This is a genomic window from Rhodoferax sp. (genome assembly GCF_023700745.1).
Lineage (GTDB): Bacteria > Pseudomonadota > Gammaproteobacteria > Burkholderiales > Burkholderiaceae_C > Rhodoferax.
The window spans coordinates 34117-43988 of the sequence record NZ_JAMPYG010000022.1 but is presented as its reverse complement, the minus strand read 5'-3'; the positions used below and the strand labels follow the sequence as shown (position 1 = coordinate 43988).

At 59.2% G+C, this 9872-nt stretch carries 7 protein-coding genes and 1 tRNA gene; 7 read left to right on the top strand and 1 reads right to left on the bottom strand.

Features of this window, described 5'->3' with window-relative positions; genetic code table 11:
- The 7 genes from NDJ10_RS14080 to NDJ10_RS14050 form a co-directional block, all read left to right on the top strand.
- On the top strand, positions 1 to 559 hold a 559-nt coding region (locus tag NDJ10_RS14080), incomplete at its 5' end, for an FAD-binding protein (RefSeq protein ID WP_296163398.1).
- Between the two features lie 131 nt (positions 560 to 690).
- Complete coding sequence (locus NDJ10_RS14075) at positions 691 to 2472, top strand: acyl-CoA dehydrogenase (protein WP_296163396.1); 1782 nt, start codon at positions 691 to 693, stop codon at positions 2470 to 2472.
- A gap of 44 nt (positions 2473 to 2516) precedes the next feature.
- On the top strand, positions 2517 to 3149 hold the full coding sequence (locus NDJ10_RS14070) for an acetate uptake transporter (protein ID WP_296163395.1): 633 nt from the start codon (positions 2517 to 2519) through the stop codon (positions 3147 to 3149).
- Between the two features lie 94 nt (positions 3150 to 3243).
- Entirely contained in the window at positions 3244 to 4590 is a 1347-nt protein-coding gene (locus NDJ10_RS14065) for an acetyl-CoA hydrolase/transferase C-terminal domain-containing protein (protein WP_296163392.1), read from the top strand.
- Positions 4591 to 4627: 37 nt separating this feature from the next.
- Positions 4628 to 5476 (top strand): 3-hydroxybutyryl-CoA dehydrogenase, encoded by an 849-nt coding sequence (locus NDJ10_RS14060; protein WP_296163389.1) that lies wholly within the window; start codon positions 4628 to 4630, stop codon positions 5474 to 5476.
- Between the two features lie 104 nt (positions 5477 to 5580).
- A tRNA-Ile gene (locus tag NDJ10_RS14055) sits at positions 5581 to 5657 on the top strand.
- A gap of 82 nt (positions 5658 to 5739) precedes the next feature.
- A complete protein-coding gene (locus NDJ10_RS14050; RefSeq protein WP_296163387.1) occupies positions 5740 to 7881 on the top strand; it encodes an adenylate/guanylate cyclase domain-containing protein in 2142 nt (713 codons plus the stop codon).
- A 22-nt stretch (positions 7882 to 7903) separates the two neighbouring features.
- Here NDJ10_RS14050 and NDJ10_RS14045 read toward each other — a convergent pair whose 3' ends face one another.
- Positions 7904 to 9856, bottom strand: a complete 1953-nt coding sequence (locus NDJ10_RS14045) for a TolC family outer membrane protein (protein ID WP_296163385.1) — start codon at positions 9854 to 9856, stop codon at positions 7904 to 7906.
- Positions 9857 to 9872 lie beyond the last annotated feature (16 nt).

Below are 9872 nucleotides of genomic sequence, written 5' to 3'. Positions count from 1 at the left end.
GCGCCCCATTTATGCCGGCAACGCCATTGCCACGGTGCAAAGCACAGACGCCATCAAGGTGCTGACGGTGCGCACCACCGGCTTTGACGCCGCCGCACAAGGGGGTGCAGCGGCCATTGAAAGTGTGCCCGCGCTGGCAGTTGCCGGCAACACCACTTACCTGGGCTCGGAGATCGCCAGGAACGACCGCCCCGAGCTGACCGCCGCCAAAGTCATCGTCGCCGGTGGCCGGGCGCTGGGTTCGGCGGAGAAGTTTGCCGAACTGCTGACCCCGCTGGCCGACAAGCTGGGTGCGGCCATTGGTGCCAGCCGTGCTGCGGTTGACGCGGGTTATGCCGCCAATGACCTGCAAGTGGGCCAGACCGGCAAGATCGTGGCGCCCCAGCTCTACATTGCAGCGGGCATCAGTGGGGCCATCCAGCACCTGGCGGGCATGAAGGACTCCAAGGTGATCGTGGCCATCAACAAGGATCCCGAGGCACCGATCTTCAGTGTGGCCGACTACGGGCTGGAGGCCGATCTGTTTGTGGCCTTGCCTGAGTTGACGGCCGCGCTTTGATACCTTGCGGGTCAGACCACTCGCGCAGCGACGTGCTCTGACCCCAACTAGTTTGCGAATTGCGCCAGTTCCTGGCGTAGCACGGTTTTTCGATCCAGATTCATTCATTCAATTATTTTTAGGAGCATCACATGAGTTATCGCGCACCCGTCAAAGACATGCTGTTTGTCATGGACAAACTGGCAGGACTCCAAAACGTCACCCAACTGCCGGGCTTCGAGGATTACGGCATCGAGACGGCACAAGCTGTTCTGGAAGAGTCAGCCAAGTTCTGCGAATCCGTGGTGGCGCCGCTGAATTGGGAAGGTGACAAGACGCCGTCGTCGTTCAAGGACGGCGTGGTGACCACCACGCCAGGTTTCAAAGAGGCCTATGCCCAATACACCAGCGGTGGCTGGCAGGGTGTGGTCCATCCTACCGAATACGGTGGCCAGGGTTTGCCTAAGCTGATTGCCACCGCTTGCACCGAGATGCTGCACGCCGCCAGTTTGTCGTTTGCCTTGTGTCCGATGTTGACCGACGGTGCCATCGAAGCGATGTTGACTGCGGCCAGCGACGACTTGCGCAGCAAGTACGTCGCCAAGCTGGTCTCAGGTGAATGGACCGGCACCATGAACCTGACCGAGCCGCAGGCCGGTAGCGACTTGGCCGCGGTGCGCACCCGCGCCGAGCCCCAGCCCGATGGCACGTACAAGGTCTTCGGCACCAAGATCTTTATCACCTACGGTGAACATGACATGGCCGAGAACATTGTGCACCTGGTGCTGGCGCGCTTGCCCGATGCGCCCGAAGGCGTCAAAGGTATCTCGCTGTTTGTGGTGCCCAAATTCCTGGTCAACGCCGACGGCTCGTTGGGCAAGCGCAATGACGCATGGTGCGTGTCGATCGAGCACAAACTGGGTATCAAGGCCAGTCCGACTGCGGTATTGCAATTTGGTGACCAGGGTGGTGCCATCGGTGAACTGGTGGGTGAGGCCAATCGTGGCCTGGAATACATGTTCATCATGATGAACGCTGCGCGGTTTGCCGTGGGCATGCAGGGCATTTCGGTGGCCGACCGCGCGTACCAGTTGGCCGTGACCTACGCCAATGACCGGGTCCAGTGCCGCGATCTGGCCGGCTCGCCAGGCCCGGTGGCGATCATCCATCACCCCGATGTCAAACGCATGCTGCTGACCATGCGTGCCACCACCGAAGGCGCGCGGGCTCTGGCCTATGTGGCAGCCGCCCTGTGCGATGTGGCCCACCACAGCCCCGATGAAGAGGTGCGCCGGCAGAACCAGGCGGTCTACGAATACCTGGTGCCAATCGTCAAAGGTTATTCGACCGAGATGTCACTCGAAGTGACGAGCCTTGGGGTCCAGGTGCACGGCGGCATGGGTTTTATTGAGGAAACCGGGGCTGCGCAGCACTACCGTGATGCCCGTATCCTGCCGATCTATGAGGGCACGACGGCGATTCAAGCCAATGATCTGGTGGGTCGCAAGACGGTTCGCGACAAGGGCGCCGTGGCCAAAGCCTTGTGCGCGCAGATCGCCTTGACCGAGCAGGATCTGGCAGCACGCAATCACCCTGCTTGTGCTGTGATGGGCGCGGCGCTTGAGGCCGGACGACTGGCGCTGGAGCGCAGCGTTGACTATGTGGTCGGCCATGCCAAGACACAAACCAAGTCGGTCTATTGCGGGGCGGTGACTTATCTTCAGTTGGCCGGTATCGTGCTTGGCGGCTGGCAAATGGCACGCGCCATGATGCTTGCGCTGGATCTTCATGACTCGGACCCTGCCTTCTATGACGCCAAGCTGGCCACCGCACGTTTTTATGCCGAGGCCATTTTGCCCAAAACCTCGGCCATGGCCACGGCGGTGGTGCTGTCCGGCAACACCGTCAACAGCATATCTGCCGACATGTTCTAAGGCTAAGACGCCCATTCACCCTCAAAAATAACAGAAGGACAAGTATGCAGCAGCAACCCGTTACCGAAACCAAGATCGTCATGTCCGATCCCACCGCCCTGGGCGTTTTTGGTTTGTCCATGGTCACGTTCGTGGCGGCTTCGGCCAAGATGCACTGGACCAATGGCGTGACCTATCTGATTCCCTGGACGCTGTTTTTGGGTTCGATCGCCCAGATCTGGGCATCGACCATCGACTTCAAGAAGAACAATTATTTCGGTGCGGTCGTGCTCGGGGCCTACGGTCTGTTCTGGATCTCGGTGGCCATGCACTGGGCCATCAGCCTGGGCTGGTTCGGCCCGGTCGATCCGAGCAAGGCCGATCCAAGGCAGTTCGGGTTCGCCTGCATCGGCTACTTCATCTTTTCGCTGTTCATCATGGTTGCCGCCTTTGAGGCGAACAAGGTGTTCGGCGCCATCCTGATTTGCATCAACATTTTGCTGCCTTCCCTGGCGTTCTCGATCTTTGGCATCAATCCGGTGTTCTTTGGCGATGTGGCCGCCTGGGCTGAGTTGGCTGTTGCCGTGCTGGGCTTCTACTGTGCCGGCGCGGTATTTCTGAACAGCTTTTTCGGTCGGGTCATACTGCCGCTGGGCGCGCCCATGGGCTTCATACGCAAGGGGCCGGCCAAGGTATGAGTCAGATCAAGGGCAGGATGGCCGCAATTTTCGCAGTGCCATCCTGTCGCATTCTTATTTTTGATAAAGCAACTTCTATTGCAAAGGTTAGGTCATGACAACACGTCTACAGGATCAATATCGGCAAAAGCTCGTTAGCGCCGAACAAGCCGCCAGACTGGTGAACTCGGGCGACGTCGTCTTCATGGGTGAATTCGTGCAGACTGTGGAAGCCTTCGACGCGGCATTGGCATTGCGCAAGAACGAGTTCAAGGACGTCAACCTGGTCACCACGACCCGTGTCAAACCCTTGAAGTGCGTCGAGGCCGATCCGACCCGCGAATCCTTCATCTGGGACGACTGGCATTTCTCCGGGCTCGGGCGCAAGATGGCCGAGCAGGGGCTGGCCAGCTATATCCCTCTGTGTTACCACCAGGGTGGGCGTGGCGTTGAGCTGTATCAGGAACCTGACCTTGTCGTGGTACAGGTCACGCCGATGGACGCGCATGGGTTTTTCAATTTCTCGACCAGTTGCTCGATGTCGCCAGCGTACTGCCGCAAAGCCAAGAAGGTGGTGCTTGAAGTCAACACGAACACGCCGCGCTGCCTCGGCGGACTCGACGATTCGATCCATATCTCCAAGGTCGACATGATCATCGAGGGACCCAACAGCCCGCTGGTCCAGTTGCCAGAGTCCAAGACCAGCGAGACCGACCGCATCATCGCCGGCCATGTGATGGACCTGATTGAGGACGGCTCGACCATCCAACTCGGCATTGGCGCGCTGCCCAACATCGTGGGCTCGATGATTGCGCACAGCGGACTGAAGGACCTGGGGGTGCACACCGAGATGCTGGCCGACTCGTATGTGGACATGTACGAGGCCGGGCGTATCACCGGCAAGCGCAAGTCGATCGATCGCGGCAAGATGGTCTACACCTTCGCAATGGGCTCGCAAAAGCTTTACGATTTCCTCGACAACAATCCGGCGGCAGCGATCTTCCCGGCAACCTACACCAACGACCCCTGTGTCATCGGTCAGAACCCGAAGGTGGTGGCGATCAACAACGCGATCGAGATCGACCTGTTTACCCAGGTCGCCAGCGAGGCTGCGGGGATACGGCAAATCTCAGGAACTGGGGGTCAGTTGGACTTCATCCTGGGCGCCTTCAAATCCGAGGGGGGCAAGGGCCTGATCTGCATCAACTCGACCTACAAGAAGAAGGACGGCTCGATTGGCTCGCGGGTTGTGCCAACGCTGTCGCCCGGCACCATCGTCACCTGCCCACGTTCGATCGTGCACTACGTGGTGACCGAGTTCGGCGTGGCCCAGATGAAGTCGAAGTCGACCTGGCAGCGCGCCGAGGCGCTGATCGATATTGCGCACCCCGACTTCCGCGAGCAGCTGATCAAGGATGCCGAGGCAATGGGCATCTGGCGCCGCTCCAACAAGATGCTTTAACTTTTTTTGACAAATCGATTTTCAAGGAGTATTTGCAGTGAACATTACAACAGTTGGTATTGTTGGCGCCGGCACCATGGGCAACGGCATTGCGCAGGCGTGCGCCGTGGCGAGCATCCAGGTGATCATGGTTGACATTTCGGAGCAGGCCGTGGCCAAGGGCCTGGCGACCGTCTCGGGCAGCCTGGATCGCTTGCTGAAAAAGGAAAAGATCACGGCGGACGACAAAGCGGCCGCGCTGGCGCGCATCAAGGGCAGCACCCGTTATGAGGATCTGAAAGCGGCGCAGTTGGTGATCGAGGCTGCCACCGAAAATTACGAACTCAAAGTTAAGATCGTCAAGCAGCTCGATGCCTTGCTGGCGCCCGAAGTCATCCTGGCGACCAACACCTCGTCAATCTCGATCACCAAGCTGGCAGCGGTGACCGGCCGGGCCGACCGCTTCATCGGCATGCACTTCTTCAATCCGGTGCCGATGATGGCGCTGGTTGAGCTGATCCGTGGGTTGCAGACCAGCAACGCCACGCACGACACGGTGCATGCCATGGCCAAATCGTTGGGCAAGTCGCCGATCACGGTGAAGAACGCTCCGGGCTTTGTGGTCAACCGCATCTTGATTCCCATGATCAACGAGGCGTTTTTTGTGCTGGCTGAAGGTTTGGCGACGCCCGGGGACATTGATGCCGGCATGAAGCTGGGCTGCAATCAGCCGATTGGTCCGCTGGCGCTGGCCGACATGATCGGCCTGGATGTTTGTCTGGCCGTGATGGATGTTTACATGGCCGAATTCAACGACAGCAAGTACCGTCCTTGTCCGCTGCTCAAGGAGATGGTGGCGGCCGGCCGGCTTGGGCGCAAGACCGGGCAGGGCGTTTATAGCTATTGAGGTCCGTTTCAAAGGCACGACGATGAAACTTGGGCATCCGGTCCAAATTGGTCAGCAACGCGCTGAGTCACCACAAGTAGCCCATTACAATCCGCAGCTCGGTCGGGCCGTTAGCTCAGTTGGTTAGAGCAGAGGACTCATAATCCTTTGGTCGTAGGTTCAAGTCCTACACGGCCTACCATTCTGTCTGAAACTCGAACAGAGCAGCGGCATGACAGCGCTTGATCCGCGTTTATTCTTTCAGCCGTATGAAGGACCACACAATGCGTCGCTGGTTTCATTTGAGCTTGAACATACTGATGCCAGTGTTGGCGGTCGGTATCGGTGCCGCCCTTCTGCTGATTGACCCGCCCTTGATGCAAACCTTGCGTCAAGCGGTGTTTGACCAATACCAAAGAGTTCACCCGCGCGTCTATCAGCCGGCACCGGTCAGGATCATTGACATTGATGAGGAGAGCCTGGCCAAAGTCGGTCAGTGGCCCTGGCCCCGCAGCCGGATTGCAGAGTTGGTGGAACGCATGCGCAAGGCCGGGGTGGCGGCGGTGGGCTTCGACGTATTGTTTGCCGAACCCGACCGGACCTCGCCCAAGGCCATGCTCAATATCTGGAACCTGCCTGCCCCAGCCCGGCACAGTATTGCCGGCCTGCCGGATCATGATGATCTGTTTGCCGCTGCGCTTGAACCTGGTGGCGTGGTGCTGGGTTTGTCCGTCGAGCGTGAAGGCATCGGGCTGGACTTGCCGGCCCAGAAATACCGTTTTGTGAACATGGGCGAGTCGGCCTTGCCCTTTGCCCATGTCTTTAGCAGGGCGGTACCGTCCTTGCCGCTGTTGAGTGAGGCCGCCGCAGGCAACGGCGTGTTGACGTTTGTGCCTGACAACGATGGCGTGGTACGCCGCGTGCCGCTGCTGTTGCGCTTAGGCGACACCCTGGTGCCTTCGCTGGTGGCGGAGGTGCTGCGGGTGGGGCAGGGGGCACAAAACTACGTGCTGCGCACCTCCGAAACCCCGGGTGTTGGCATGACCGAGGTGAAGATTGGCCAGTTTGCCGTGCCCACCACCGCTGCGGGCGAGGCCTGGGTTCACTTTACCGGACCGGTCAAGGAGCGCACCATCCCGGCCTGGAAAATTCTGGCGGGAGAAATCCCGGATGCCGATTTGCAGGGAACCCTGCTGCTGGTGGGCACATCTGCCCAGGGCCTGATGGACCTGCGTTTCAGCCCGCTTGGTGGTGTCATGCCAGGGGTTGAGGCGCATGCGCAATTGCTCGAACAGGTGCTCACAGACAGTTACCTCTATCGCCCGGCCTGGGCCAATTCGATCGAAGCCATGACCATCGTCATTGGTGGCCTGGCGCTTGGCACGCTGGCACTGGTGACGGGCGCGCTGGCCTCTGCCCTTGTCGCCTTGCTGGTGATCGGCGGCGTCATCTGGGCTGGTTGGCTGGCCTTTATCGATCACCGCTTGCTGCTTGACCCGGTCACACCTGCCCTGGGCATTTTCATTGCCTTTTCGCTGTCCAGTGTGATGCACCATCTTTCAACCGAACGCCGCCAGCGCTTTGTTCGTGAGGCCTTTTCGCGCTATGTGTCGCCCAATCTGGTGTCATACATTGTGGAGCACCCCGATCAACTGGAACTTGGCGGGAAACGCCAGGAGTGCAGCTTTGTATTTACTGATCTGGCAGGTTTTACCAGTCTGATGGAAAAGATCGATCCGGGTGATGTGATCGCACTGCTGAACGCGTACCTGGACCAAATGATCAGCATTGCGTTTTCCTTCAATGGCACGCTGGAGCGCATCATTGGGGATGCCGTGGTGATCATGTTTTCGGCACCCGTGCAGCAGTCCGACCACCGCCAGCGCGCGTTGAACTGCGCCATTGCCATGCAGCGTTTTGCCTCGCGTTATGCCGATGACATAAGGGCCAGGGGACTTGCTTTTGGCCAGACCCGCATCGGGGTGCATTCGGGAACCGTCATTGTCGGCAATTTTGGTGGTTCGCACATGTTTGACTACCGTGCCCTCGGCGATACGATCAACACCGCGTCGCGCCTGGAAAGTGTCAACAAGCATCTTGGCACGCGCATGTGTGTCTCTGAAAACACCTTGTCAGGCTGTACCGGCGTTGTTACCCGCCCTGTGGGTCGACTGGTGCTCAAGGGCAAGACGGAACCCCTGATGGTGTATCAGCCTATTCACAATGGACTGGACGTTCCTGGCGCGTCTTTGGATGATCCGCAATATGCAGCCGCCTACGCGCTGCTCACACAAGACCCGGTGGCAGCCCGGGTCGCGTTTGAGCAACTGGCCCGGGAGCGACCCGAAGACCCGCTGGTCCGGCTGCACTTGCAGCGACTGCAAGAGAATCAGACTGGCGACTTGATCGTGATGTCAGATAAGTAGCAAGCAAGCGCACCGGGGGGGGTTAGCGCAAAGTCACTTCACCGCGACGGTTACGTGGCTCGTTGGTTTCGTCCGGGGTCGCAACCTGTGGACTGCGCTCGCCATAGGATTCGATGGTCATGGTGCTGTCTTTCAAACCCAGCTTCTGAAACTGTTTGGCAATGGCCTGGGCGCGTTTGAGCCCCAGTGCTTCGTTGCGCTTGGTATTGCCAACAGTGTCGGTGTGACCAACCAGCCAGACATCGAGCATCTTGCGTTCTTTGGCACGCGCCAGCATTTTTGGCAACAAGGCCCTGGACTCTTGGGTAAGTCGCGTACCCCCCCGGAGGAAGTACAGCACAAACTGTTCAGGAACTGGCGGCCGGGCCGCCATTGCCGCGCCAAAATCCTGCTGCATTTTTTTCTTGTCCACCTCAAAGCTTGCGCCGCCAGCCAGGGGTACGGCCTGCCCCGATTGGGTCAGCACCTGCTCGCCCTGTTTGCTTTGCAAGGTGATCCGTCCAATGCTGCCGTCAGGACTCGGGATCAAGACAACGTAGGAGCCGGGTCCAGCTGGGGTGGCAAACCTGGCCTTGATGGCGTCAACGCTGTCCACCTCGGTCACTTCAAACGCGCACAAGTCCGTTGTTTCCATGCGGCCGCGGTCCTGTCCGACCGCTTCTGCTGTAGGTACGTCGGCGCGTTTCACCCCCAGTGCTGTCACCAGTTGGCCCATGCTAGCCAGCGTGCGCGCCTGCGCAGCAGCCTGGTTGTGACGGGCGTTGATGTAGGAACGGGTGGCCTCGAAATATTCACTTTGGCTGTCCAGCACATCCAGCAAGGTACGCTGGCCGATGTCAAACTGCTGGCGATAAGCCTCGCGCGATTTTTCTGTCGACAGGCGGTGCTGGTCCATGTAGCGCAGTTGCTCGTTCAGGCGGAGCATGTCACTGTAGGCAATGGTCAGGGTCTGGCGTACATCGCGGCAGGCCTTGTCCTGCAGGTCACGTGCCTGCGCCTGTTGGTCTACTGCCTGGTTTTTTCGGGCGCCGTCGGAACCACCACGATAAAGGTTGTAGTTCAGCGCCAGCTCCATGCCACTGACTTTGGTATTGCCCCTGATGCCATCCAGGTTCTTGTCGCGGTTTTGATAGGCACGAAAGTCCAGTCGCGGCATGAAGGCGGCTTGCCGCGATGCAGTCGCCTGTTGGTAGGCTCGGGCGTTTTCCAAAGCGGCGTTCAAGGTCGGACTGGTTGGCAATCCTTCCTGCAGCAAGGCGTCAGTGGAGCTGGGCATCTTGCCCAGCGTGAAAGGTTCAGGCAGGCCTGGCAGACTGGCGGGGGGCTTTTCTCCAATGATCCGCAGGTAGCGTGCACTGGCGTCATGCAGGTTGGTCAGCTCGGTCAGCAGGCTGGATTCTGCCAGTGCGAAGCGGCCGTTGGCCTGCTCGACATCAGCGCCGCGGCTTACGCCGGAAGAAGAACGCTCTTCGACCAGTTGTGCCGCCTGTTTGTGTTCGACGTAATTTTGCGTGGCGGCATCGACCAGTTCGCGGTAGCGTGTCACGTCAATGTAGGCGCGAATTGCCTCCATGGCGGTGGTTTCGGAAATTTCGGCCAGTTCGTAGTAACGCGTCAGTTTGGCATAGCCAAGGCGTTTTGCCTCGCTGGCGGTCAACATGCCGTCAAATAGCATCTGGTTCAGCGTGATCCCGGATGATTTGACACTGTATTTGCCGTAATCAGTCGCTGGGTTTTTGCGACTTTCCCTGCCTGCCGAAGCTTGTACATCAAGCTGGGGCAGAAACCCAGCGCGTGTGATGTCCTGTTCGTTGCTGGCAGCCTTGAAACCATTCCAGCGCGCCTGTACATCAGGGTTGGTCAGTACCGCCTGGCGCGCTGCCTGCACGAGTGTTTCTGGAAGGGCTTGTGCCTGGGCGCCCCAAACGGTCACCAGGGCCAGCATCAGGCCTGTCAATTTTGTATTTAGAGTCATGCGAGCCCCTGAAAAT